The sequence below is a fragment of the Corynebacterium haematomassiliense genome (genome assembly GCF_013978595.1).
Taxonomy (GTDB): domain Bacteria; phylum Actinomycetota; class Actinomycetes; order Mycobacteriales; family Mycobacteriaceae; genus Corynebacterium; species Corynebacterium lehmanniae.
Map to the genome: position 1 here is coordinate 806,003 of NZ_JACDTZ010000001.1, position 23,797 is coordinate 829,799.

The following is a 23,797-nucleotide window of genomic DNA, read 5'->3' on the forward strand; positions in this document are numbered from 1 at the left end:
ATCATCGGCCGCATGAATGAGCTTGATTGGCAACCCGACCCGCTGGGCGACGGATTCGAGCAGGCAGCGCTCCCGCAGGGGAAGGACCCGGACAGTAGAACCCGCGTGGATGCGGTGCTGGTGCGGGACGTGCGCGCGTCGAGAAGCACAAAGCCCGAAAAACCTGCAGTGCTGTGGGTGCACGGCATGTCTGACTACTTCTTCCAGGCCCACGTCGCCGACGAGTTCACGCGGCACGGGTACCCGTTTTACGCGCTGGACCTGCGGCGTTGCGGGCGCGCGCTGAAGAAGGGGCAGCGCGCGCACTTCACGCTGTCGATGAGCCGGTACTTCCCCGAGCTCACCCAGGCGCTGGATATTCTCGCCGCGGAACACGGTTCGGTGGTGGTGCTGGCGCATTCCACCGGCGGGCTGATCGTGCCGCTGTGGGCGGACCACCTGCGCCGCGAGAAGCCCGCGGAGCATGCAAAGCTCGCCGGGGTGGTCCTCAACAGCCCGTGGCTGGACATGCAGTTTCCGAAGTGGCAGGTGGCAGCGCTCAAGCCGCTGCTGAACTTCTTCGGCACGATCTTCCCGTCGCTGCCGCTGTTGCAGCGCGGGGAGGGCACCTACGGCAAGTCAATCCACCGGGACTTCCACGGCGAGTGGGAGTTCAACACTGAGTGGAAGCCGATCGACGGGCACCGCAAGTACCTGGGCTGGATCCGTGCGGTGATGCAGGGACAGGAACAGATCCACGCCGGAAACGTTGACACTGGTGTGCCGACGTTGACGCTGTGCTCGTCGCATTCGTACCTCGGCGAGGAGTACTCCCCCGCCGCCGACACCGCCGACACGGTGCTGGACGTCGACCAGATCCAGCGCTGGGCGCCGACACTGTCCGACGAGACAGAAGTGCAGGTCATCGACGGTGCACGCCACGACGTGTTCCTGTCCGAGCGCCACGCCCGCGAGGCCGCATTCAAGGCTGTTTTCCAGTGGTTAGACGGCCAACATTTCGCCCAGTAACGTCGATACGCAAAACAGACATATATATATAGAGGAGAAGACCATGCCCGCTCACGGAAGCGATTTGCAGGACGCCACACGCTACGACCTGATCATTGTGGGAACGGGTTCGGGCAACTCCATCCTCACCCCGGACTTCGACGACAAGAACGTCGCGATCGTGGAGAAAGGCGCGTTCGGAGGCACGTGCTTAAACGTCGGTTGCATCCCCACCAAGATGTACGTGCTCGCCGCGGAGCAGGCGTACGCGGCGCGCGAGGCCGGAAAGCTCGGCATTGATCTCGAGTACAAGGGCGCGGACTGGCCCGGGATCGTCGAGCGCGTCTTTGACAACCGCATCGATCTGATCGCCAAGGGCGGCGAGGACTACCGCCGCAACGGTTGCCCCAACGTCACCGTCTACGACGTGGAGGCGTCCTTCCTCGGCCCGAAGACGCTGAAGACCGGCCGCGGCGGGGCCGAAGAGTTCATCACCGCCGACACGATCATCCTCGCCGCCGGCGCCCGCCCGTTCATTCCGGAGTGGGCCAACGACGTCACGTTCCACACCAACGAGGACATCATGCGCCTTGAGCGCCAGCCGAAGTCGTTGACCATCGTCGGCGGCGGCTTCATTGCCATGGAGTTCGCGCACGTCTTTGACGCCTTGGGCACCGAGGTGACCATCATCAGCCGCTCTCAGCTGCTTCGCCAGCTGGACCCGGACCTCGCGGAGCCGTTCAACAAACTCGCCGCCGAGCGCTACACCGTCCACATCGGCCGCACGGTCACTTCCGCCACCGAGAACAGCGAGGGTGTCACGCTCACGCTTGACGACGGCACCACGGTCAGCTCCGAATCCCTCCTCATCGCCACTGGCCGCATCCCCAACAGCGACACCCTCGATGTCGCCACTGCAGGGATCGAAACGCACGAAGGCGGCCGCGTCGCCGTCGACGAGTTCGGCCGCACCTCCGTGGACGGCGTGTGGTCGCTCGGCGACCTGTCTTCCCCATACCAACTCAAGCACGTGGCGAACGCAGAACAGCGAGCCGTGACACACAACGTGCTTCAGGCATGGGCGGGCAACGACGACTCCGCGATGGTGCCGATGCCGCACGATCACGTCCCGTCGGCGATCTTCACCCACCCGCAGATCGCGACGGTGGGCCTGACTGGACAGGAAGCAGCGGACGCGGGCTTCGACGTCACGGTGAAAGTGCAGAACTACGGCGATGTCGCCTACGGCTGGGGCTTGGAGGACTCCACCGGTGTGGTGAAGCTGGTGGCGGACCGCGAATCCGGCCAGCTGTTGGGCGCGCACTACATGGGTCCGCAGGCGTCCACGCTTATCCAGCAAATGATTACCGTGCTCGCATACGGGCTGGACCTGCGGGACTTTCCTCGCTCGCAGTATTGGATCCACCCGTCGCTGGCGGAGGTGACCGAAAACGCGATCCTCGGCCTCGACCTGACGTTCAAAGAAGTCTAAACCCCTACTTTACCCCCTCTTTCGGGGGACCGGGTTAAAAGGCATGACCTTTTCCGCACAGGTGCCGAAAAGAGCACGTGAGAGATATTTGGTCTAGCCCAATTTTTTCAGTGAACGCCAAGCTTTCCAACCTTTGGTTGAACTTTTGAAAAATTTTAAGCGTCAACTTGCATACGGCTGGAAGTGTTCGGCTATTGTCAGTGCAGACACCGGGACCGAGCCCACCGGGCTTGCTATCGGTCCTAGGAGCTCAATGCCCCTGGGATTCTTTGAATTCCACCCGGACGTCGTGCAAGAACTATCAGAGAAGGATTTCGTTTCATGCGTAATTTCCGTAAGGCAGCCCTCGCCGGCGCAACCGCCGTCGCTGTGGCATTCGGCTCCACCGCAGTCGCAACCGCAGCAACCGAAGGCACTGAGGCACCGGAGGCTCCGGCCTACACCGCACCGGTCCGCCCGGTTGAGGACAAGGACAGCAAGGACGGCGTCGAGCCGGCTTCCTCCAACAAGATCGTCCAGTCCGAGTGGCTCGAGTTCCGCGACAAGGACGGCAACCTGCGCGGCACCGACGGCGAGCAGATCTTCGGCAGCCAGAAGGACAACTTCGGTGACCAGCCGCGTTACGCTCGTCTCGCGTACGGCGCAACCATCTTCACCGCTGTTTCCGCAGTTGTCGGCCTCATCGTTGGCCCGCTGTACAACTACTTCGTCCACGGCGATTTCCAGTTCTAAGTTCGCGGATTCCCGCAAACCAATTCCAACTCATTTTTCGAAAGAAGGAACACGATGCGTAACTTCCGCACCGCTGCAGTTGCTACCGCAACCGCTCTGACCGTCGTTGCTGGTGGCACCGCAATCGCCTCCGCTGAGGAAGGCACCACCGAGACCAACTCCAAGGACAAGGCCGTCGTCTTCGTCGGCAAGCAGAAGGAGACCGATAAGGACTTCGGCGAGGTTGTCAGCGACGGCACCAAGGGCCTGTTCGATGGCAAGGGTTCTTCCCACTACTTCAACGACGCGAAGGATCCGTTCTACCCGACCGATGCTTTCGGTAACACCACCAACGCTGAGGACGTCCCGCAGTGGGCTCGCTACTGGATCGACGGCTCCATCGTTGCCGCCATCGGCGCCCTGGTTGGCCTGGTCATCGCTGGCTTCAACTTCGCCTTCTACAACGGCTGGCTGCAGCACCCGCTCAGCAAGTAATTCTTGCTGCTGAGACACGTAACCCCCATCTGCACGTAGCAATGGGGGTTTCGTTCTGTCTGCGGTCCGTCCGTAGACGTAAAGCGGGCCCGTACGGAATAGATCCGTACGGGCCCGCTTTACCTTCTTGCGCGGTTTACTCCCCCAGCATGTGCTGCCCGGCGGCGACATCCGCGTCCGGGATGGTGAGAATCTCGTTGCCGCTGTCGGTAATCACGATGGTGTGCTCGAACTGGGCGGTGTACTCGCCGTCGATGTTCTGCACTGTCCAGCCGTCGTCCCACACGCGGTAAGGCAGCTCGCCGAGATTGATCATCGGCTCGATGGTCAGCGTCATACCTGGCTCGAGGACGTCGGTGTAGGCGTCGGAATCGTAGTGCAGCACCACAAGGCCGTTGTGGAAGGTTGTGCCCACGCCGTGGCCGGTGAAGTCGGTGACCACGTTGTAGCCGAAACGCTTGGCGTAGGACTCGATCACGCGCCCGATCACGTTGATCTGGCGGCCCGGTTTCGCAGCCTTAATGCCGCGCATCATCGCCTGGTAGGTGCGGTCCACCAAGTCTTTGTGCTCCTGGGCTACCTCACCGGCGAAGAAGGTGGCGTTGGTGTCGCCGTGCACGCCGTTCTTGTAGGCGGTGACGTCGATGTTGACGATGTCGCCCTCCTGGATCACCGTGGTGTCCGGGATGCCATGGCAGACAATTTCGTTCAGGGAGATACAGGAGGACTTCGGGTACCCGCGGTAGCCCATCGTCGACGGGTAGGCGCCGTGCTCCACCAGGTAGTCGTGGACGATACCGTCGATCTCGTCGGTGGTCTTGCCCGGGGCCACTGCGGCACCGGCAAGCGCCAGCGCGTTCGCCGCGATCTTGGAGGCTTCGCGCATCGCCTCGATAGTCTCGCGGGTCTGGACGATCGGCTCGCCGACGTTCTCCTGGACCTCGTCCTTCCACGCGTACTCAGGGCGCTCAATGGACTTTGGCACCTTGCGCTCTGGGGTGGGTTTTCCTGGGGTAAGTAGGCCTCGGTTATTCATGTCCCCAATGGTAGACCCGCGGTCAAACAGGCCCGCGCAGCCCTCTGGGCGGCCTACTGAGCGGGCGCGTCCAGGTTCAGCAGCATTCGGTCCGAAAGCGCCACTGCGGCCTCAGAACCTCCGCCGAGGACTACCAGGGTGGCGAAGGCGATGTCGTCGTCCGCGCGGTAGCCGGTGAACCACGAATGGGAGCCGCCGTTGATCTCGGCTTCGCCGGTCTTGCCGCGGATGTCCCCGCCCGCGGTAAACGCACTCGCGGTGCCGCCCGGGCCGGTCACGGCGGCCATCATCTGGCGTAGTTCGTCCACCGCCTGCGGGTCCATGGGGGCCGCATCCTCACTCAACTTCGTCTCCTCGCCCTCCACCAGGTACGGCACGGGCAACGATCCGCGAGCGGCCGCTGCGGAGACAAGCGCCATGCCAAATGGGCTGGCCAGGTCCAAGCCCTGGCCGTAGCCGGCCTCGGTGCGGTCCAGAGGCTCCTCGCCGTCGGGGATGGAGCCGGTGATGGTCTCCACCCCGGGGATTTCCATATCGATGCCCAGGCCGAACTGTTTGCCGATGGTCTTCAACTCCCCTGGCGCCAGCTTCGTGGAAATATCCGCGAAGGTGGTGTTGCAGGAACGGGCGAACGCGGTCTCCAGCGGCACGGTGCCCAGGCCGAAGCCTGCGTAGTTGGTCACGGTGCGCCCAAAGAGGTTCATCGTGCCGGGGCACGGCACAGGCGAGCCCGGGATGAGCCCTTGCTTGGTCAGCCCGGCGAACGCGGTGAGGATCTTAAACGTCGAGCCCGGCGGGTACTGGCCCATCGTGGCCAGGTTGCCGCCTTCGTCGGCGGCAGGCGTCTGCGCAATAGCCAGAATGCCGCCCGTGGACGGACGGATGGCCACGATCATGGCCTGCTGGCCCGCAACCGGCTCCAGCGCCATCTCCGCGGCGCGCTGGATGCGGTGGTCCAGGCTGATGTGCACCGCCGGTGCCGGGGCGGCGTCCTGGCGCTTGATCTCCTCGTAGGAGGCGCCGTTTTCGTTGACCACGTCGACGCTCCACCCGGTATCGCCCTGCAGGTCGTCGCGCACCAGCTCGCCCACGCGCGCCATGATGTCGGGGGCGAAGTCCGGCTGCGCGTTGACCATCGCGGCCTCTTCGTTCAGCCGCACGCCGGGTTCCCCGGCCAGCGCCGCTTCGAACGCGTCGCGCGCCGGCGCGGGCACCACGGCGACGGAGTACGCGCCGGAGGCGTCCTGCAGCTCTTTGGCAAGGTCCTCTGCGTCGCGCAGCGGCACGCCGCGATCCACCTCGTGCGCCTTCGCCAGCGCCGCGCTGATACCCGCGGCCGTCGAGCTTGCGCTGCGCATCTCGTCCGTGTCCACGAGCACTCGGTACGCGGTGCCGGGCTTGAGCAGCTCCACCCCGTCGGAGGAGACCACGCTTGCCTGCGAGGGCGCCACCGAGCGCAGCTCCAGGTGCTGGTTCGCGCCCAGCCGCGGATGCAGAACGGACGGCTGCCAGCGCACGTTCCACGTATTGCCGCTCTGCGTCAGCGTCATCTGCGCCTGGTACGTCAGATCCCGCTCGCGGGGCAGGTCCCAGCGCAGCTCATAGGTGGCGGTGGCCAGGTTGTCGTCCTGGTTGACGTCGATAAGCGATGCGCTCAAGCTCTCCGCCTGCAGCCCACCCCACGTCTCGTTGAGAGAGGTTTCGGCGGCGGACGCGTCGTCGATAAGCGCAGAGTTCACCTCACGCTTTTCCAGCGCGCTCAGAAAATCCGATGCGGCGGGTTCGGCGTCGTTGGGGCGCGGGGTGCAACTGCTAATCGACGCCGCCAGCGCCACCACCGCAACCCCCGCGACACGGCGACGCAGCATATTAGCGGGTGACCTTGACCTCGGCCTTGGCGCCCTCGACCTCCTCGAGGCCCTCCTCCTCGGCGATGCGCTGCGCGTAATCGATCAGCGTCTCCACGATCTTGGACTCCGGCACGGTCTCCACGACCTCGCCCTTGACAAAGATCTGGCCCTTGCCGTTGCCGGACGCCACGCCGAGGTCGGCGTCGCGCGCTTCGCCCGGGCCGTTGACGACGCAGCCCATCACGGCCACGCGCAGCGGGAACTCCATGCCGTCCAGGCCAGCGGTGACCTCCTCGGCGAGCTTGTACACATCCACCTGTGCGCGGCCGCAGGACGGGCAGGAGACAATCTCCAGCTTGCGCGGGCGCAGGTTCATCGACTGCAGGATCTGGTCGCCGACCTTGATCTCCTCCACCGGGTCCGCGGACAGGGACACGCGGATGGTGTCGCCGATGCCCTGCGACAGCAGCGCACCGAAGGCCACGGAGGACTTGATGGTGCCCATGAACTTCGGGCCCGCCTCGGTCACGCCGAGGTGCAGCGGGTAGTCGGTCTTTTCCGCGAGCTGGCGGTAGGCCTCCACCATCAGCACCGGGTCGGAGTGCTTCACGGAGATGGCGATGTCGCCGTAGCCGTACTCCTCAAACAGGCCGGCCTCGTAGATCGCGGACTCCACCAGAGCCTCCGGGGTGGCCTTGCCGTACTTCTCCAGCAGGCGCTTGTCCAGGGAGCCGCCGTTGACGCCGATGCGGATCGGGATGCCCGCGTCGCCCGCCGCCTTGGCGACCTCCTTGACGCGGCCGTCGAACTCCTTGATGTTGCCGGGGTTCACGCGCACGGCCGCGCAGCCGGCGTCGATGGCCGCGAAGATGTACTTCGGCTGGAAGTGGATGTCCGCGATCACCGGGATCGGCGACTTCGCTGCAATCGCCGGCAGGGCCTCCGCGTCCACCGTCTTCGGGCAGGCCACGCGCACAATGTCGCAGCCTGCGGTGGTCAGCTGCGCGATCTGCTGCAGCGTGGCGTTGATGTCGTGCGTCTTCGTGGTGGTCATGGACTGCACAGAAATCGGGTGATCCGAGCCGACGCCGACATCTCCCACCATCAGCTGACGGGTCTTGCGGCGCGGAGCCAAAGTCGGTGCCGGGCCTTCGGGCATGCCTAATCCGATGGGGGTGTTCATGGTGGCTAACTTTAGCACCGTCAGCCAAAAATTCGGACGGGGTTGACCACGTCCGCGGCCATTACCAACACACCGACGCCGAGCAGCAGCGCAGCCATGGCGTATGTCAAGGGCATGAGCTTTTCGTAGTTCGCGGGAGCGCCCGGGCCGAGGCCACGGAGGCGTCGTAAAGCATCGCGAATCTTTTCGTACAGCACCACCGCAATGTGCCCGCCGTCGAGCGGCGGCAGCGGCACAAGGTTGAACAGGGCGAGGAAGAAGTTCAGGCTGGCCAGCATCATCCAGAACGCGGACCACATGTCCTGTTCAACCAGCTCGCCGCCGGTGCGCGAGGCTCCGATGACACTGACCGGGCCTTCGATGTCGCGCTCCGCGCCGAAGATGGAGGCCACAACGCCCGGGATCTTCGCGGGGAACGACGCGATGCCGTCCACAGTCGCGCGCAGCATCTCGCCGGTGAACCGGAAGGTCGCGGGCACGGCCTCTGCAGGACCGTACTGCTTCACCGCGTCCGTCACAGGCGCGGGACCGATGCCGACCGCGCCCTGTGTGACGCGCTCGCCAGTGGCCGGATCGATGCGCTCGACGGCGGCGACAGGCACGTCGAGGGTGACGGTCTCACCGCCGCGCAGTACCTCGAGGCTCACCGTTTCGCCGGGCTGCTTGGCGACGGCATCGCGCAACTGCCCGAACTGCTCAATCTTCTGCCCGTTGAGCGCCACCAGCGTGTCGCCTGCTTGGACACCGGCCTCGCCGGCCGGGCCCGCGCCGGAGCACTCCCCCAGCGTCTCAGCGTCCACCTGGTCGGCCACGCACACCGTCTTGCCCACGCGCGGGGTGAAGTCCGCGTCCGGGTTCGGGATGCCGGAAAAGATGGCGACAAAGTAGATGATCACCACGCCGATGAGCAGGTTCATCGCAATGCCGCCGGCGAGGACCGCGATACGCTGCCACGCCGGCTTGTTCACCATCGCGTGCGGCTCCTCCTCGGGCGTGAGGGGATCCATCGCGGTCATACCCGCGATGTCGCAGAACCCGCCGAACGGCAGCGCGGCAAGGCCGTACTCGGTGTGGCCCTTCGTAGTCGACCACACCGTCGGCCCGAAACCAATGAAGTAGCGCCGCACGCGCATGCCGAAGGCGCGAGCAGTGAACATGTGCCCGGCCTCGTGCAGCGCAATGGACGCGGCGATCGCAAGCGCGAACGCCAGAATGCCTAGCGCACCCACAAAATCCCTAGTGCGCTACGCGCTGGCGATGCGTTCGACAACAGCCTGCGCGCGCTCGCGGGCGCGGGACTCGGTGCGCAGGACCGCGTTGACGTCGGCAGGCGCCTCCGCGAAATCGCCCGCGCCGTTGAGGACCTCGGTGATGATGTCCACGATGTGCGGGAACTTAATGCGGCCCTCGACGAACGCGTCGACGGCAACCTCGTTGGCCGCGTTGTAGATCGCCGGGTGCGGCTCACCCTTCGCCGCGGCCTCGCGGGCCAGCTTCACCGCTGGGAACGCGTCTTCATCCAGCGGCTCAAAGGTCCACTCGAAGGACTTGGAGAAGTCCAGCGCGGGCTGCGCGTCCGGAATGCGGTTCGGCCAGTTCAACGCGTGGGAGATCGGCAGCATCATCGACGGCGGGGACGCCTGGGCGATGGTCGCGCCGTCGGTGAACGTCACCATGGAGTGGACGATGGACTGCGCGTGGACGGTCACATCGATGTCGTCCGGGTCCACGTCGAAAAGCAGCGATGCCTCAATGAGCTCGAGGCCCTTGTTCACCATCGTCGCGGAGTTCAGCGAGTTCATCGAGCCCATGGACCACGTCGGGTGGTCCACGGCCTGCTCGTAGGTGACGTCCATGAGCTCCTCGCGGGACTTGCCGCGGAACGGGCCGCCGGAGGCGGTGAGCACGAAGCGGGCCACCTCGCCACGGTCGCCGGAGCGCAGCGCCTGGGCCATCGCGGAATGCTCCGAGTCCACCGGGATAATCTGTCCGGGTTTCGCAGCCTCGAGCACGAAACGGCCGCCGGCGACGAGCGACTCCTTGTTCGCCAGCGCCAGCGTCGCGCCGGACTTCAGCGCCGCGAGCGTTGCCGGCAGGCCTGCGGAGCCGACGAGCGCGTTGAGCACCAGGTCCGCCTTCTGCGACTCCACGAGCGCCGCCGCGCAGTTATCGCCGGTGATGACGAAGCCGCCGATCTCCTTGGACACCTTCTTGGCCCCCTCCAGATCGCGCACAGCAATCTGGTCGGCGCTGAGGCCGAATTCGCGGGCTTGCTCGATAGCCCGGTCGGGGTTGGTTCCGCCGGTGGCAATGCCGACAATGTTGAACTGGTCTCTATGTTCGCGAACTACATCAATCGCCTGAGAACCGATAGAACCTGTCGAGCCCAAGATGATTACATTCTTCACGCACCTATTGTGACATGAAACAGCACATTCTGGCACTGTGCGGGCGTAATCCCGTGGACTGTGGTGCGAAAGTTTGAACACATTGGGGGTGAGAAGTCCCCTTTGCCCCACCCGGTGTGCGATGATAGGCGCTGAAAGTTTTACCGATCTTGGCAACCGCTAAGCAGGCTTTGAAGGAGCATTCCAGTGGCCCACGCGAAGGACAACGCACCCCAGGTGTACAACGGCGTTTCTGAGGCGGATGTTCCGTCCGCCCGTTTCGGCTGGAGCGCCTTCACCGACCGCACTATTCAGATCGCCGGTTGGATCTCCGTCCTGTTCCTTATCGCCTACAACTTTGGCAACCACCAGGGCCACGTCGAGACCATCTGGCTCATCGCCCTCGCGGTGCTGATCGCGCTCGGCCTGATCCTGCACGCCACCAAGCCGAAGCTGAACCAGGTGCGCACCGTCACCGCCCACAACAAGCCGGTGGGCCACCAGGAGCCGGACTGGATCTACGACCAGGCCACCCTCTCCGGTGACGTGTACGAGAACCTCTCCGACTCTCAGCTGCGTTCCCTGAACATCGAGCCGGGCCGCGTCGCCCACCTGCGCCCGGCTCGCGGCCAGGAGCGCGTGGTCGAGCGCACCGCTGCCCGTCCGGTGGACGCGGCGCAGCAGCGCGAGGACGTTGAGGTCATCACCGTCGAGTCCCGCGGCAAGCACGAGCGCATCTAAGCTTCTCGACGCCACCGTCACCGCCAGCCCCGCCGCTGGCGGTTTTTTCGTGCCCGTTGGCTCGCGACGGCTCCCCCCAAACACCAACTGCCAGCCCGTCCCGGCTTGAATCCGCAGACCCCGAGCAAGAGACCCCTAGTATGGCCCTATTTTGGGCATACTAGGGGTCCTGTACTGGGGGTCTGTGCGCGGAGGCGTGCTCGGGAGGGTTGCGGCGTGGGCTGTAGCGCCGCAGGTAAACGCGAAAAGTGAGCTCGGCAGAAGCTAAGCGGCTAGCTGGCGTCCTCGTCGGCGGCGAGCTGGCCGCAGGCCGCGGCGATTTCCTGGCCCTTGGTGTCGCGCACCGTGCACGGCACGCCCTGGGCGGCCACGCGGCGGACGAACTCGTCCTGGCGGGCCTTCGGCGAGGCGTCCCACTTCGAGCCCGGCGTCGGGTTGAGCGGGATCACGTTGACGTGCACGCGCGAGCCCAGCGCCGAGTGCAGCTTCTTGCCCAGCAGGTCCGCGCGCCAGTCGTGGTCGTTCATGTCGCGGATTAGCGCGTACTCGATGGACACGCGCCGGCCGGTCTGGTCCGCGTAGTAACGGGCGGCGTCCAGCACTTCGGACACTTCGAAGCGGTTGTTGACGGGGACGAGTTCGTCGCGGAGCTCGTCGTCAGGCGTGTGCAGGCTGACAGCCAGGGTGCAGGACAGGCCCTCGTCCGCGAGCATGCGGATCTGCGGGGCGAGCCCCACCGTGGAGACGGTGACGTTGCGCTGGGAGATGCCGAAGCCGTCCGGCGACGGCTGGGTGATCTGGCGCACGGCGTTGACCACGCGCTTGTAGTTGGCCAACGGCTCCCCCATGCCCATGAACACGATGTTGGACAGGCGCGAGCCCTCGGCGGCCATCATCGCGGCGGCGGCTCGGACCTGGTCGACGATCTCCGCCACGGACAGGTTGCGGTCCAGCCCGCCCTGGCCGGTGGCGCAGAACGGGCAGGCCATTCCGCAGCCGGCCTGCGAGGAGATGCACAGGGTTGCGCGGCCCGGGTAGCGCATGAGGACGGACTCCAGCAGGGTGCCGTCGTGAAGCCGCCACAGCGTCTTCGTCGTGTCGCCCTCATCGGTCTCCACCGTGCGCACCGGCGTCAAAAGCGTGGGAAACAGCGCGTCCTTGACGGTTTGACGCTGCGCTTCCGGCAGGTCCGTCATGGTCAGCGGGTCGGCCTCGAACTTGCCGTAGTAGTGGCGCGCGATCTGGTCGGCGCGGAACTTGGGCAGGCCGAGTTCCTTGAGCGCGTCGATGCGCTCGTCTTTGCTCAAGTCCGCGAAGTGCTTCGGCGGCATGCCGCGCTTCGGCGCGAGCAGCTGGATCTGGGGGAAATCGCTCATAGTGCGCCCCATCTTGGCACGTCGCGCCGCGAGTTTCGAATCTGGCGCGGGCGCAGACCTAGGGGTTCATCAGCGCGATGGTGGTGAGAAGGATGTAGGTCGCCGCCGCGGCTGGCAGCATGCCGTCGAGGCGGTCCATGATCCCGCCGTGGCCCGGCAGCAGGTTGGACATGTCCTTGATGCCCAGCTCGCGCTTGAACTGGCTTTCCACCAAATCACCCATGGTCGCGCAGATGACCAGGGCGATGCCGAGCACGATGCCCATCCACCACGGGCCAAGGATGAGGAAGTGCACCACCAGTACTCCGGTGATGATGCCCGCGGTCATGGATCCAGCGAAGCCCTCCCAGGACTTGTTGGGGCTCACCGCCGGGGCCATCGGGTGGGAGCCGAACATCACGCCCGCGGCGTAGCCGCCGACGTCGTTGGCCACCACGCACAGCATGAACGCCACGATGTACGCGGAGCCGTCCACGCCAGCCTCGGTGATCCGGGAGATCATGGCGGCGAATGTGCCGAACAGCGGGATCCACGCGAGCACGAAGATCGCCACTGCGGTGTCGCGCAGGTAGTTCTCTGGTTGGTGGTGCCTGCCCTGGTGGAACATGCCCCAGAACATCACCACCAGCACGGTGAAGGCGAATCCGGAGACCAGACCTGTGGTGCCGTAAGGCGCGGACAGCCAGAGCATGGCCTGGCCGAGGATGATCATCAGCGTGCGCGGCTGGACGTAGCCGGCTTCGCGCAGGCGCGTCATCACTTCCCACATCGCCAGCGCCACAGCGACGGCGACCAGCGGGTACCAGGCCACAGGCCCGATCCACACCGCTGCAATCACCAGCGCTCCGAGCACCACGCCCGTGGTGATCGCCGCCGGCAAGTCGCGCCCCGCCTTGTTCTTCGGCTTCGGGGCGTGGGCGGGCCAGCGGCTCGGGTTGGCCTCGCGCTCCTCCGGCGCATCATTCACCGCCGCACCCATCTCAGTGGTTTCCGTCTGCGCCTTCGACACGTCGGCTTAGACCTCCAGCAGCTCGTTTTCCTTGCGCTGCACGATCTCGTCGATCTGACCGACGTAGTCCTGAGTGGTTTTGTCCAGCGACTTCTCAGCGGTGATGACCTCGTCTTCGCCCGCGTCGCCGTCCTTCTGGATCTTCTTCAGCGCTTCCATGCCCTGGCGGCGCACGTTGCGGATGGCGATCTTGCCGTCCTCGCCCTTCTGCTTGGCCTGCTTGACCAGCTCTTTGCGGCGCTCCTCGGTCAGCTGCGGGACGGACACGCGGATGACCTGGCCGTCGTCGGTCGGGTTCACGCCGAGGTCGGAGTTGCGGATGGCGTTTTCGATCTCGCCCATTGTGGACATGTCGTACGGCTTGATCAGAAGCATGCGCGGCTCCGGCACCGAGATGGTTGCCATCTGGTTGATCGGGGTGGGCGCGCCGTAGAAGTCGGCCATCACGCCGTTGAACATGGCCGGGTTCGCGCGGCCGGTGCGGATGGTGGCCAGCTCGTTTCGGGTGTGCTCAACGGAGGCGGTCATGCGCTCTTCGGCGTCCAGCAAAACGTCATCAATCATGGTTTTACCCCTATCGTTTCTCGGGTTTGCGTCACCCTTAACTTACCAGCGCCTGCCGAGTGCCTAGACTGTCGCCATGCCGCACCCAGCCTTCACGTTCGTCGCGCCGCCCGGCGCCGCGCTCACGGGCCCGCTCGGCGGGCGGCTTTCCGGCTGGAGCGTCCCGATCAAAGACGGCACCGACGTCGCAGGCTGGCCCACCACGCACGGCAACCCCGCGCGCGCCTACACCGCGAAGGCAACGGACCCGTTTGCGCAGATGCTTATCGACGCCGGAGCGCGCGTCGCCGCCAAAACCCTGACATCCGAGCTGGGCGCCACCTGTTACGCGGAGCGCCCCGGCGTGGCCGTGCTGGAATCGCCCGCCTTCCCCGGCTGCACACCCGGCGGCTCTTCCGCGGGCGCCGCAGTGGTGGTGGCGGACGGCACGGTGCGAGCTGCCCACGGCACCGACGCCGGCGGCTCAATCCGTGTGCCGGCCGCAGCCTGCGGGGTGGTGGGGCTGAAACTTGCCAGCCGCAACCTGTCCGCCCACGGGTTTTTCACCCGCAACGTCGGCGACCTGTTCAGGCTCACCGGTTGGACGCCGCCCGCGCGCAGGAGGCTGCGCATCGGTGTCCTCACCCGGGGCGTGTTCGCGGACCCTGAGGGGTCGGAGGGGCGCGGAGCTGACGTCGAGAAGCTTGCTGCTGCTTTGGGACGCACCCACGAGGTGGTGGAGATTTCCCCCTACGCCGAGTCAAAGGAGACGTACGCGCACTTCAGCACCACAATCACCCGTTCATTCAAGGACGTGAACCCGCTGGACAGCGGCTACATCGCGTGGCTGAAAGATCAGGCGCACCGCCTGCGGCCAGAGCAGGTCGCCGCGGCGAAAGCGCACACGCGCGCACTGCCCGCGCTGCTCGCGGCGCAGTGGGGCGTGGACGCAGTACTCTCCCCCACCATCGCGTTCGATCCACCCCCGCTCGGCTATTTCCCTGCGCTGCACCCCGAAGCAAGCTTCCACGCGCAGACCGAATGGTCGCCGTGGTGCTCGGTATTCAATATGCTGCGCACCCCCGCAATCGCGCTCGCGGGGGTGCACCTGGGCAGCCTGACACTCAGCGGCCCGGAGTTGCTCGGCCTGGCGGCGCAGGCCGAGCTGTTGCGCACTTAGGCCACCAGCGTGCCCACCTGCTCGCCGGAGACGGCGCGGGCGATGTTGCCCTCCTGCAGCAGGTTGAACACCAAAATGGGCATGTTGTTGTCCATGCAAAGGCTAAACGCGGTGGCGTCGGCGACCTTCAGCCCGTTTTCGATGACCTCGCGCGGGGAGATCTCGGAGTACAGCTTCGCGTCCGGGTTCTCGCGCGGGTCGGAGTCGTACACCCCGTCGACGGCCTTGGCCATCAGCAGCACCTCGCAGCCGATCTCGAGTGCGCGCTGGGCGGCGGTGGTGTCCGTGGAGAAGTACGGCATACCCATGCCAGCGCCGAAGATGACCACGCGGCCCTTCTCCAGGTGGCGGGCGGCGCGCAGCGGCAGGTACGGCTCGGCGATCTGGGCCATGTTGATGGAGGTCTGCACGCGGCAGTCCACGCCCATCTGCTGCAGGAAGTCCTGCAGCGCCAGGCAGTTCATCACCGTGCCCAGCATGCCCATGTAGTCGGAGCGCGCGCGATCCATGCCGCGTTGCTGCAGCTCGGCACCGCGGAAGAAGTTGCCGCCGCCGATGACCACGGCCACCTCGGTGCCTGCGCGTGCCACGTCCGCGATCTGGCGTGCGACGGACTCGACCACGTCCGGGTCGATGCCGACCTTGCCTCCGCCGAACATTTCACCGCCCAACTTCAGCATCACTCGCTTGAAACCTGTGCGGCTGGGATTGAGGTCAGTCACCGAAATTCGCTCCTTTTGCGCGGCGGGATGTGCAGATGTTCGCAGACGATTCTAGACGTGCTTTAATGCGCACACCGAACCGTGCAATTGGGGGCATCATGCTTCACGACGAAGCCCCGCACACGCCACCGGCCCAACTGGGCGGAAGCGGTGCGGGGCTTGGCTGTTAGCGCAGCTTACGCCTGTGACTTAAGCCTGGCCGACCTCGAAGCGGACGAAGTCCAGAACCTCGATGCCGTTCTCCTCGGCGTACTGCTTGACGGTCTTCTTGGAGTCAGACAGCGCCGGCTGATCCAGCAAAACAACGTCCTTGAAGAAGCCGCCCATGCGGCCCTCGACGATCTTGGCGATGGCAGCTTCCGGCTTGCCCTCGTTGCGGGTGATCTCTTCCTGGACCGCGCGCTCCTTCTCAACGACGTCCGCCGGGACGGACTCCTGGTTGAGGTAACGAGCCTTCATCGCGGCGATCTGCAGAGCGACCTGGTGCGCTGCCTCGGCGTTGTCGCCGGTGTAGGACACCAGCACGCCGACTGCCGGCGGGAGGTCCGCAGCCTTCTGGTGCAGGTACGCCTCGACACGCTCGCCCTCGATGGTGGCGGCGCGGCGCAGCTCGAGCTTCTCGCCGATCTTGGCGGAGAGGCGCTCCAGGACGTCGTGCGCGGTCTCGCCGTTCACGTCTGCGTTCGCCAGCTCCTCCTGGGAGTTCGCCTTCGCTGCGGCGGCTGCGTCAGCGATCTGGGCTGCGATGTCCTTGAACTCCTGGTTCTTGGCCACGAAGTCGGTCTCGGAGTTGATCTCGATGATGGTGTTGCCGGAAACGGCGACCAGGCCCTCGAGGGCGTTGCGCTCAGCGCGCTTGCCCACGTCCTTCGCGCCCTTGATGCGGAGGTTCTCGACGGCCTTATCGAAGTCGCCGCCGGTCTCCTCGAGTGCCTTCTTGCAGTCGAGCATGCCGGAACCGGTGGTCTCGCGGAGCTTCTTGACGTCAGCAGCAGTGTAGTTCGCCATAGTGGGCGATCCTCCTCGTGAATGTGTTGCTAAAAGTGTTCAAACCGTTTCAAGCGTAGCCGACAGTACTCGCTGTGGCACGGCTTGGAGCGGGGCGCACACAAAACACCCCGCGCCCGCACTGTCCCGGGCGTGAAAGCCGGCGGGCGTGAGCGGAACGCGGGGTGCGCGTGCAGGTGGCGTGAGCCGGAAAGCTTACGCCTGGGTTGCAGACTCGTCGCCGGACTCGTTCGCCTTGGCCTCAGCCTGCTCAGCTGCGCGGACAGCGTGCGGCTGCTCAACCTCGGCAACTTCCTGCGGAGCTGCGGACTCAGCTGCGACGGCAGCCTTCGCTGCGTCAGCTGCGGACACTTCCTCGGAAGCTGCAGCCTGGGCAGCGGCCTCTGCGGCCTCTGCCTGACGCTTCGCGTTGGTGTCGCCTGCGGCGTCGCGTGCGGAAGCGAGCTGGCGCTCCTCGCGCTGCTGCTTACCGGCGATGACAGCCTCGCCCACGATGTGGGTGAGCAGCTTCACGGCGCCGATTGCGTCGTCGTTGCCCGGGATCGGGAAGTCCACGACGTCCGGGTCGCAGTTGGTGTCCAGCACAGCCACAACGGGGATGCGCAGCTTCTGCGCCTCATTGACGGCGATGTGCTCCTTGTTGGTGTCCACGATCCACAGTGCGGACGGGGCCTTGGTCATGTCGGCGATGCCGCCCAGCACGCGCTCGAGCTTGATGCGCTCGCGGGTGAGCATGAGGACTTCCTTCTTGCCGCGGCCTGCGTAGCCGTCCTCGGCTGCGTCCATGGCCTGCAGTTCCTTCATGCGGCCGATGCGCTTGGACACGGTCTGGAAGTTGGTGAGCATGCCGCCCAGCCAGCGGTGCGTCACGTACGGCATGCCGACGCGCTGCGCCTCTTCCTGGATCGGCTCCTGTGCCTGCTTCTTGGTGCCGACGAACAGGACGGTGCCGCCGTGTGCGACGGTCTCCTTGACAAACTCGTAGGCCTCATCGATGTAGGTCAGCGTCTGCTGCAGGTCGATGATGTAGATGCCGTTACGGTCGGTGAAGATGAAGCGGCGCATCTTCGGGTTCCAGCGACGCGTCTGGTGGCCGAAGTGCACACCGGCGTCGAGGAGTTCACGCATGGTTACAACTGCCATGGTTTTGTCTCCTTCGGAGAAAGTAGTTCGGTTACATTGCGTATCTCACGTGCGGGTTTTTATCCCGCACCCTGGCACCGTGCTCGCCCTGCACCCTGTGAGAGGGACCGTCGCTGAGCAGGCATTATCCGGCGCGCGTAGTCAGCCCATAAAAGCTGCCCGTGCAACACTACCCGCTTACGTCCGCATAACCTAATCTCATCTGCACATTCTGTGGATAACACCGCAGCAGGCACCGGGTTATCCACAGATTTCCGCAACCAGGCTAGTTTTCTTGCGTCCTGCGTGCTCCTATTCACGCATGCGCCTATCGACGATCCTCCGGTCCACCACCGCCCTCATCCTTGCCGCCGCCACCTGCGCCGCCCCGGCCGCCGCCTGGGTCGATCCCGCCGCCGGCACCCCGCACCCGGCAGCGGTGGCGCGGCCCGCGGACATCCCGGAGCAGAACTGGAAGCCCGGCCACCGCGGCGTGGACCTGCCTCTTCGCATCGGTGCTGACGTGTTGGCCGCCGGCGATGGCGTGGTGGCGTTTGTTGGCGCGGTGGCCGGCACCCCAGTAGTCTCCGTCGACCACGCCGGCGGGATCCGCACCACGTACCAGCCGGTGCGCTCCCCGCTGACTGTCGGCGACAAGGTGAAAGAGGGCGAGCCGATTGGCACGCTCGCGCACGCCCCGGCGGGGTTTTCCGGCTCCCACGACGGCCTGCACTGGGGCGCGCTTACGGGCAAGGACGCCTACATCGACCCGCTCACACTGTTGGAGGCGCCGCGGATCCGGCTCAAACCCCTGGACGGCTCCCCTACGCGCGCGGGTGCGCCTGGTCGTAGACGCGCTTGAGCCGCTGCGCGGAGACGTGGGTGTAGATCTGCGTGGTTTGCAGGCTGGAGTGGCCGAGCATCTCTTGCACCACGCGCAGGTCCGCCCCGCCTTCCAGCATGTGGGTGGCAGTGGTGTGGCGCAGTGTGTGGGGGCTGACGTGTTCCACCCCGGCACGCTGCCCGGCGCGCTCGACGATGCGGCGCACCTGGCGCTGGTCGATGCGCCCGCCGCGGGAGCCGACGAACATCGCCTGCGTGTCGCCCGCAAGTTCTGCACGGCCGAACTCCAGCCACTCGGAGACGGCCGCCGCGGCTTCGTCGCCGAACGGCACGACGCGTTGCTTATTGCCCTTGCCGGTGACGTGCGCCAGGCCGCGGGCTAAGTCCACGTCGCCGAGATTTAAGCCCGTCAGCTCCCCGACGCGGATGCCGGTGGCGTAGAGCAGCTCGAGCATGGCGCGGTCGCGCAAAAACTCGGCCGGGTGGGCGTCGTCGGCGGTGCCCGCCTCAACGAGCTCCCCGGCGCGCTCGCCCTTGACCACCGTGGGCAGCGGGCGGTTGACCTTCGGCGCTTTCAGCCGCGCCGCGGCATCGGTGCTGATGTATCCCTGGCGGTAGGCCCAGGTGGAAAAGGCGCGGGCGGCGGCGGTGCGGCGCGCGAGCGTGGCGCGGCTCTTGCCAGCACTCATCGCGTCCGCCAGCCAGCGCCGCAGCGCGTCGAGGGTGAACGCGTCGAAGGTATCTGCGTAGCCCGCGAGCCCTTTGAGATCTGCGACGTAGCCCTTGACCGTGTTCGGGGAGCGGCCGAGGACAAGTTCAGCGTATTCGGCGAAGTCTTCCACCGCCGCCTGCACTTGCCCCAGATGTTTACTCATGTCACGGCAGTGTACTCGCTCCCCTTACCCAGGCTGTTCCACCCGCGACCAGAGCCGCTTGTCGCGCTCCACCAACCCGCGCTTGGACAGGTCCATCAGGATGTGCACCGTCAGCGCGATGGAAAGCCCCGAATCCGCCGCCACAGCCTCGGCTTCCCGGCCGGCGCGGCCGGCGGGCGGAAGGGCGTCGTAAATGCGCAGCTCGTTGCGCGAGAGCTGCTGGGTCACGCTTGGTGGGTACTCCATCTCCATCTGCTCTTCGGTGCTGAACTCGCCGACGGCGGAGAGCTGCTCGTGGATCTGGCCGGCGTTGAGCACCATCTCCGCCTCGTTGTTCTGGATGGCCAGGTTGGCGCCGAGGGATTGGGCGTCCGTGACCGGCCCCGGCACCGCCATGGCGGTGCGGTTGAACACGTTGACCCACTTCAGGGTGTTCAGCGCCCCGGAGCGAAACGGCGCTTCCACCAGCACGGTGCCCAGCGTTAGCGCCGCCACGAGTCGGTTTCTGGTGAGGAAGCGGTGCCTGTCCGGGGTGACCGAGGGCGGATACTCCGTCATCAATGCGCCGCCCGTGGCCACCACGCGCTCGAAGAGCGCCTTGTTGGAGCGCGGGTAGTGCTCACCAGGCCCGCAGGCCGCCACCACCACGGTCGGGGTGTGCACGTCCATGGCCGTCGTGTGGGCGACCGTGTCGATGCCCAGCGCGCCGCCGGAGACCACCGTGTAGTTGTGCCCGCCCAGGCCGGCGACCAGATCCTTTGTTGCCATGTGGCCGTACTTGGTGGCGTGGCGGGTGCCCACCACGCCCACGGACTGGGCGAACAGGCCCGCCAAGTTCGTGTTTCCCGCAACCCACAGCGCGTGCGGCGCAATGCCGTCCGGCTGGTGGCTGGCCTTGCTCGCCGCCCCCGTCTGCTTACGGCCAAACGAGCACTGGATCGCCTCCGTCGGCCACTGCGGCGACTCCGGGGTGATAAGCGTGTAGCCGAGCTCCGCCGCGAACTCGAGGTCTTCGGCCGGGCGGTCCCAGGTGTATCGGTTCTCGGTCTGCGACAGCAGGCCACCGATCCAGGTGGCGCGGGTGCGCACACCGTCGGCGATCTCGTCCGCGGTCTTGCCCACCCGCAGAAGCGCCTGGATGTGGTGCGACGGCCCCTCCACCACCCGTGAGAGGTAGGCCCAGGATTCCAACGACGACATCTACGCCACCTCCTGCTGCTGCAGCTGGTGCTCGCGCATCTCCACCGCGCGGCAGACATGGTGGATGTCCGGCTGGTCCATCTCTTCCAAGTCCGCGAGCGTCCAGGCCAGCTTTAAGCATTTATCCACCCCGCGCTGCGTGATCTTGCCGTGGACCAGCTCCGCCTGCAGCATCGCCATCGCCGATTCCTTGGCGGGGAAATGCCTGCGAATCAGCGTCGCGGGCACACGTCCGTTGATGTCCTCGTCGCAGCCCGCTTTCGCCCACCGGGCTGCGGCGCGCTCGCGGGCGGCCGCCACACGCTGGGCGATACTTCTCGACGGCTCCGCGTCCCTCGGGCTGAGCACCGCCGCGTCGCCAGAGGTGGTCACGAACACGTCCAGCCTGTCCTTCAACGGTCCGGAGACGTTGCTTAAGTGCCGCGCCCGCTGCGGGGACCTGCACGAGCACTGCCCGTTGATCCGTTGGCACGCACACGGGTTCGCCGCCAGCACCAGCTGAAAGTCCGCCGGGTAGACCACTTCCCTTTTCGCGCGGGTCAGCCGCACCTCGCGTTTTTCCAGCGGGATGCGCAACGCGTCGAGCACCGGCGCCGGGATCTCCGAGGCTTCGTCCAAAAACAGCACCCCGCGGTGCGCCTGGCTCACCACGCCTGGGGTCGGGGTGCCGCCTCCCCCGCCGATCAGCGCCGCGCGCGTCAGCGAGGGGTGCGGGGCGATAAACGGGCGCGTTGCCACAACCCCGCCGCCGGACACCCCGGCCGCGGAGTGGATGGCGGTGACCTCGACCATCTCCTGCACATCCATCGGCGGCAGGATCGACGGGATGCGCTCCGCCAGCATGGACTTGCCCGAGCCCGGCGGGCCGATCATCATCACGTGGTGCCCGCCGGCCGCCGCCACCTCGAGGGCCTCGCGCTCCTCGGACATCCCCGCCAGGTCCTGGAAATCCGGCACCGCACGCTGCGGCGCGTCAGCTTCCGGTGCCGTGGCGGGCTCGAGCTCCACCTCGCCGGCGATCCACTGCCACACCTGCGCAAGCGAATCCGCCACCAGCACCTCCCGGCGGCCCAGCAACGCGGCCTCGGCGGCGTTAGCCCTGGGCACGACGACGGTGCGGATCGGGTCTGCCGCGTCGAAAGCTGCGATGAGCATCGGCAGCACGCCTTCGGCCCGTCGCAAAGTCCCGTCCAGGGCCAGCTCCCCGCAGAACATCGTGGACGCGAGCGTGCGTTCCACCCGCGGATCCAGGCTGCCCAGCACCGCCAGGGCAATCGGCAGGTCGAAGTGCGAGCCGGCCTTCGGCAGGTGCGCGGGCGAGAGCGACACCATGATCTTCGTGCGCGGCCACGGCAGGGAAGAATTCGAAATCGCGGTGCGGATGCGATCGCGCGACTCTTTCACAGCCGCGTCGCCCAACCCCACCATGTGCATGCCGGGCAACCCGGCGCCAACGTTTGCCTCCACCGTGACCAGGCGGGCGGTGACCCCCTCCACGGTCGCGCTCATCGTGCTAGCAAGCGCCATCTTCCACCCCCGGGAACCGGCGCAGGATGTAATCCTCCCCATCGAAGACCACCTCCACCACGTCGAAGCGGATCGGGCGGTACTGGCCCTGCGAATGCTTGTCCAGCCACTGCGCCGCGCACCGGCGCATGGTGTTCAGCTTCTTCGTGGTCACCGCCTCCGCGGCGCCGAACGCGGTGCCGCGGCGGGACTTCACCTCCACGAAGACGACGGTGCCGTCCTCGTCCTCGACGACGGCGTCGATTTCGCCCGCCCGCATGCGCTGCCGGTGGCCCAAGAGGGTGTAGCCCTCGTCCTCGTACCACCTGATGGCGGCGTGCTCGCCTGCCCTGCCCAGCTCCCACTGGTCCTGATAGTTCACCTGCACGGTGCCTCCCCGTTTCATAGAGTTGCCAAAAATGTTGGTCCTCTATCAGACGCGGAAGGCCCCGCCGCGGTTCCATGGCGCGGGCAGTTTTGTAAAACTCGGCGACCGCACCGGAATTTGGCCAGGTGAATCCCTGACGCAAAGCGCGACACGCCGAGTTTTACAAACGGTTCGCGACAGCCCTATTCCGGGAAGGTCAGATCGGGCTTGTCCAGCTCCTCGATGTTGACGTCCTTGTAGGTGATCACACGCACGTATCGCACGAAGCGCACGGCGCGGTACATGTCCCACACCCACGCGTCCGACATCAGCACCTCGTAGTAGACGTCGCCGCCGTCGGTGTGCGGGATGAGTTTCACGGCGTTGGCCAGGTAGAACCGGCGCTCCGTTTCCACCACGTAGGAGAACTGGCTGGCCACGTCCCGGTACTCGCGGTAGAGGGAAAGCTCGACGTCAGCCTCGTAGTTGTCAAGATCCTCGGCGCTCATGCGTGCCCCTTCTTGCTGGACTGCCAATAGAAGTCGTCAGCGTCCCTGACGTTCGCATAACTATAACGGTGCTCGGGGCTCGCACCGTGGCGGCGCACCGCGTCCATGTGCACCTTCGTGGAATAACCCTTGTGGCCCTCCAGCCCGTACTGGGGAAACTTCTGGGCCATTTCGCACACCAGCCGGTCCCGGCTCACCTTGGCCAGCACGCTTGCCGCGGCAATGCAGCGGGCGGTGTAGTCGCCTCCCACCACCGGCAGTTGGGGTGAGGGAAGGCCGGGGATACGGAACGCGTCGATAAGCACGTAGCCCGGCTGCACCGAAAGCCCGGCGACGGCGCGGCGCGCGCCGTCAATGTTGGCGTGCTGGATGCCACGGCGGTCAATCTCTGCCGCAGGGATGTGCACCACGGAGTACGCCACCGCGATGTCTTTCACAGCGTCGAACAGCACGTCGCGCTTGCGAGCGGTGAGCTTTTTGGAGTCCGTGAGCTCCGCCAGTGCCGACTGCGGCTTTGGCGGCAGCACGCACGCGGCGATGGTGATGGGGCCGAAACACGCGCCCCGGCCGGCTTCGTCCACCCCCGCCACCGGACCGAAACCCGCCTTGTCCAAGGCGACCTCGTAGGTGCGCAGCTGTTTTAAGCGCCGCACGG

24 protein-coding genes are annotated in these 23,797 nt (G+C 66.1%); 7 read left to right on the forward strand and 17 right to left on the reverse strand.

Annotation, left to right across the window (positions count from 1 at the left end; translation table 11 throughout):
- Positions 1–12 precede the first annotated feature (12 nt).
- The 4 genes from H0193_RS03895 (at position 13) to H0193_RS03910 (ending at position 3,685) form a co-directional block, all read left to right on the forward strand.
- Positions 13–1,008, forward strand: coding sequence for an alpha/beta hydrolase (locus H0193_RS03895; RefSeq protein ID WP_181888643.1), 996 nt, complete (start codon positions 13–15; stop codon positions 1,006–1,008).
- Positions 1,009–1,051: 43 nt separating this feature from the next.
- Complete coding sequence (gene mtr, locus H0193_RS03900; protein ID WP_181888644.1) at positions 1,052–2,479, forward strand: mycothione reductase; 1,428 nt, start codon at positions 1,052–1,054, stop codon at positions 2,477–2,479.
- A gap of 321 nt (positions 2,480–2,800) precedes the next feature.
- Entirely contained in the window at positions 2,801–3,211 is a 411-nt protein-coding gene (locus tag H0193_RS03905) for a hypothetical protein (protein ID WP_181888645.1), read from the forward strand.
- 54 nt (positions 3,212–3,265) lie between these two features.
- Positions 3,266–3,685, forward strand: coding sequence for a hypothetical protein (locus H0193_RS03910; RefSeq protein ID WP_181888646.1), 420 nt, complete (start codon positions 3,266–3,268; stop codon positions 3,683–3,685).
- 136 nt (positions 3,686–3,821) lie between these two features.
- Here H0193_RS03910 and map read toward each other — a convergent pair whose 3' ends face one another.
- The 5 genes from map to dxr are packed head-to-tail and all read right to left on the reverse strand — an operon-like array spanning position 3,822 to position 10,162.
- Positions 3,822–4,721, reverse strand: coding sequence for a type I methionyl aminopeptidase (map, locus tag H0193_RS03915; RefSeq protein ID WP_181888647.1), 900 nt, complete (start codon positions 4,719–4,721; stop codon positions 3,822–3,824).
- Between the two features lie 53 nt (positions 4,722–4,774).
- Positions 4,775–6,589 (reverse strand): penicillin-binding transpeptidase domain-containing protein, encoded by a 1,815-nt coding sequence (locus H0193_RS03920; protein ID WP_181888648.1) that lies wholly within the window; start codon positions 6,587–6,589, stop codon positions 4,775–4,777.
- A gap of 1 nt (position 6,590) precedes the next feature.
- Entirely contained in the window at positions 6,591–7,754 is a 1,164-nt protein-coding gene (ispG, locus tag H0193_RS03925; RefSeq protein WP_070844337.1) for a flavodoxin-dependent (E)-4-hydroxy-3-methylbut-2-enyl-diphosphate synthase, read from the reverse strand.
- A 20-nt stretch (positions 7,755–7,774) separates the two neighbouring features.
- Positions 7,775–8,983, reverse strand: coding sequence for a site-2 protease family protein (locus H0193_RS03930; protein WP_181888649.1), 1,209 nt, complete (start codon positions 8,981–8,983; stop codon positions 7,775–7,777).
- Between the two features lie 15 nt (positions 8,984–8,998).
- The gene (gene dxr, locus H0193_RS03935; RefSeq protein WP_181888650.1) at positions 8,999–10,162 is read right to left on the reverse strand and encodes a 1-deoxy-D-xylulose-5-phosphate reductoisomerase; all 1,164 of its coding nucleotides are present in this window, start codon (positions 10,160–10,162) and stop codon (positions 8,999–9,001) included.
- A 186-nt stretch (positions 10,163–10,348) separates the two neighbouring features.
- On the opposite strand from dxr, the gene H0193_RS03940 reads away from it, so the two are divergent.
- Complete coding sequence (locus tag H0193_RS03940; protein WP_269510422.1) at positions 10,349–10,882, forward strand: DUF2631 domain-containing protein; 534 nt, start codon at positions 10,349–10,351, stop codon at positions 10,880–10,882.
- Between the two features lie 272 nt (positions 10,883–11,154).
- On the opposite strand, the gene rlmN is transcribed toward H0193_RS03940, so the two are convergent.
- From rlmN to frr, 3 genes are read right to left on the reverse strand one after another with little or no spacing between them, the layout of a single operon-like run.
- Positions 11,155–12,258: a dual-specificity RNA methyltransferase RlmN gene (rlmN, locus tag H0193_RS03945; RefSeq protein WP_181888651.1), complete on the reverse strand. Its 1,104-nt coding sequence runs from the start codon at positions 12,256–12,258 to the stop codon at positions 11,155–11,157.
- A 58-nt stretch (positions 12,259–12,316) separates the two neighbouring features.
- On the reverse strand, positions 12,317–13,237 hold the full coding sequence (locus H0193_RS03950; protein WP_181889603.1) for a phosphatidate cytidylyltransferase: 921 nt from the start codon (positions 13,235–13,237) through the stop codon (positions 12,317–12,319).
- Between the two features lie 36 nt (positions 13,238–13,273).
- Positions 13,274–13,831, reverse strand: a complete 558-nt coding sequence (gene frr / locus H0193_RS03955) for a ribosome recycling factor (protein ID WP_181888652.1) — start codon at positions 13,829–13,831, stop codon at positions 13,274–13,276.
- Positions 13,832–13,907: 76 nt separating this feature from the next.
- Here frr and H0193_RS03960 point away from each other — a divergent pair, with 76 nt between their 5' ends.
- Positions 13,908–14,990 (forward strand): amidase family protein, encoded by a 1,083-nt coding sequence (locus H0193_RS03960; RefSeq protein WP_181888653.1) that lies wholly within the window; start codon positions 13,908–13,910, stop codon positions 14,988–14,990.
- Here the strand turns inward: H0193_RS03960 and pyrH are convergent.
- The 3 genes from pyrH to rpsB form a co-directional block, all read right to left on the reverse strand.
- Positions 14,987–15,670, reverse strand: coding sequence for a UMP kinase (pyrH, locus tag H0193_RS03965; RefSeq protein WP_070474098.1), 684 nt, complete (start codon positions 15,668–15,670; stop codon positions 14,987–14,989). The genes H0193_RS03960 and pyrH overlap by 4 nt on opposite strands.
- Before the next feature lie 231 nt (positions 15,671–15,901).
- Positions 15,902–16,720, reverse strand: coding sequence for a translation elongation factor Ts (gene tsf, locus H0193_RS03970; protein ID WP_181888654.1), 819 nt, complete (start codon positions 16,718–16,720; stop codon positions 15,902–15,904).
- A 195-nt stretch (positions 16,721–16,915) separates the two neighbouring features.
- Complete coding sequence (gene rpsB, locus H0193_RS03975) at positions 16,916–17,863, reverse strand: 30S ribosomal protein S2 (RefSeq protein ID WP_181888655.1); 948 nt, start codon at positions 17,861–17,863, stop codon at positions 16,916–16,918.
- A 301-nt stretch (positions 17,864–18,164) separates the two neighbouring features.
- Between rpsB and H0193_RS03980 the strand changes: the two genes are divergently transcribed.
- Positions 18,165–18,704 (forward strand): M23 family metallopeptidase, encoded by a 540-nt coding sequence (locus H0193_RS03980; RefSeq protein WP_181888656.1) that lies wholly within the window; start codon positions 18,165–18,167, stop codon positions 18,702–18,704.
- Here the strand turns inward: H0193_RS03980 and H0193_RS03985 are convergent.
- From H0193_RS03985 to H0193_RS04010, 6 genes are all read right to left on the reverse strand, one after another.
- The gene (locus H0193_RS03985; RefSeq protein ID WP_181888657.1) at positions 18,667–19,560 is read right to left on the reverse strand and encodes a tyrosine recombinase XerC; all 894 of its coding nucleotides are present in this window, start codon (positions 19,558–19,560) and stop codon (positions 18,667–18,669) included. The two genes, H0193_RS03980 and H0193_RS03985, sit on opposite strands and share 38 nt — an antisense overlap.
- Positions 19,561–19,584: 24 nt before the next feature.
- Positions 19,585–20,760, reverse strand: coding sequence for a DNA-processing protein DprA (locus tag H0193_RS03990; RefSeq protein ID WP_181888658.1), 1,176 nt, complete (start codon positions 20,758–20,760; stop codon positions 19,585–19,587).
- The gene (locus H0193_RS03995) at positions 20,761–22,287 is read right to left on the reverse strand and encodes a YifB family Mg chelatase-like AAA ATPase (protein WP_181888659.1); all 1,527 of its coding nucleotides are present in this window, start codon (positions 22,285–22,287) and stop codon (positions 20,761–20,763) included.
- The gene (locus H0193_RS04000; protein WP_239306807.1) at positions 22,274–22,654 is read right to left on the reverse strand and encodes a YraN family protein; all 381 of its coding nucleotides are present in this window, start codon (positions 22,652–22,654) and stop codon (positions 22,274–22,276) included. Before H0193_RS04000 ends, H0193_RS03995 begins: the two co-directional genes overlap by 14 nt.
- A 182-nt stretch (positions 22,655–22,836) precedes the next feature.
- Positions 22,837–23,142 (reverse strand): DUF2469 domain-containing protein, encoded by a 306-nt coding sequence (locus H0193_RS04005; RefSeq protein WP_181888661.1) that lies wholly within the window; start codon positions 23,140–23,142, stop codon positions 22,837–22,839.
- Positions 23,139–23,795: a ribonuclease HII gene (locus H0193_RS04010; RefSeq protein WP_181888662.1), complete on the reverse strand. Its 657-nt coding sequence runs from the start codon at positions 23,793–23,795 to the stop codon at positions 23,139–23,141. Before H0193_RS04010 ends, H0193_RS04005 begins: the two co-directional genes overlap by 4 nt.
- Positions 23,796–23,797: the final 2 nt, after the last annotated feature.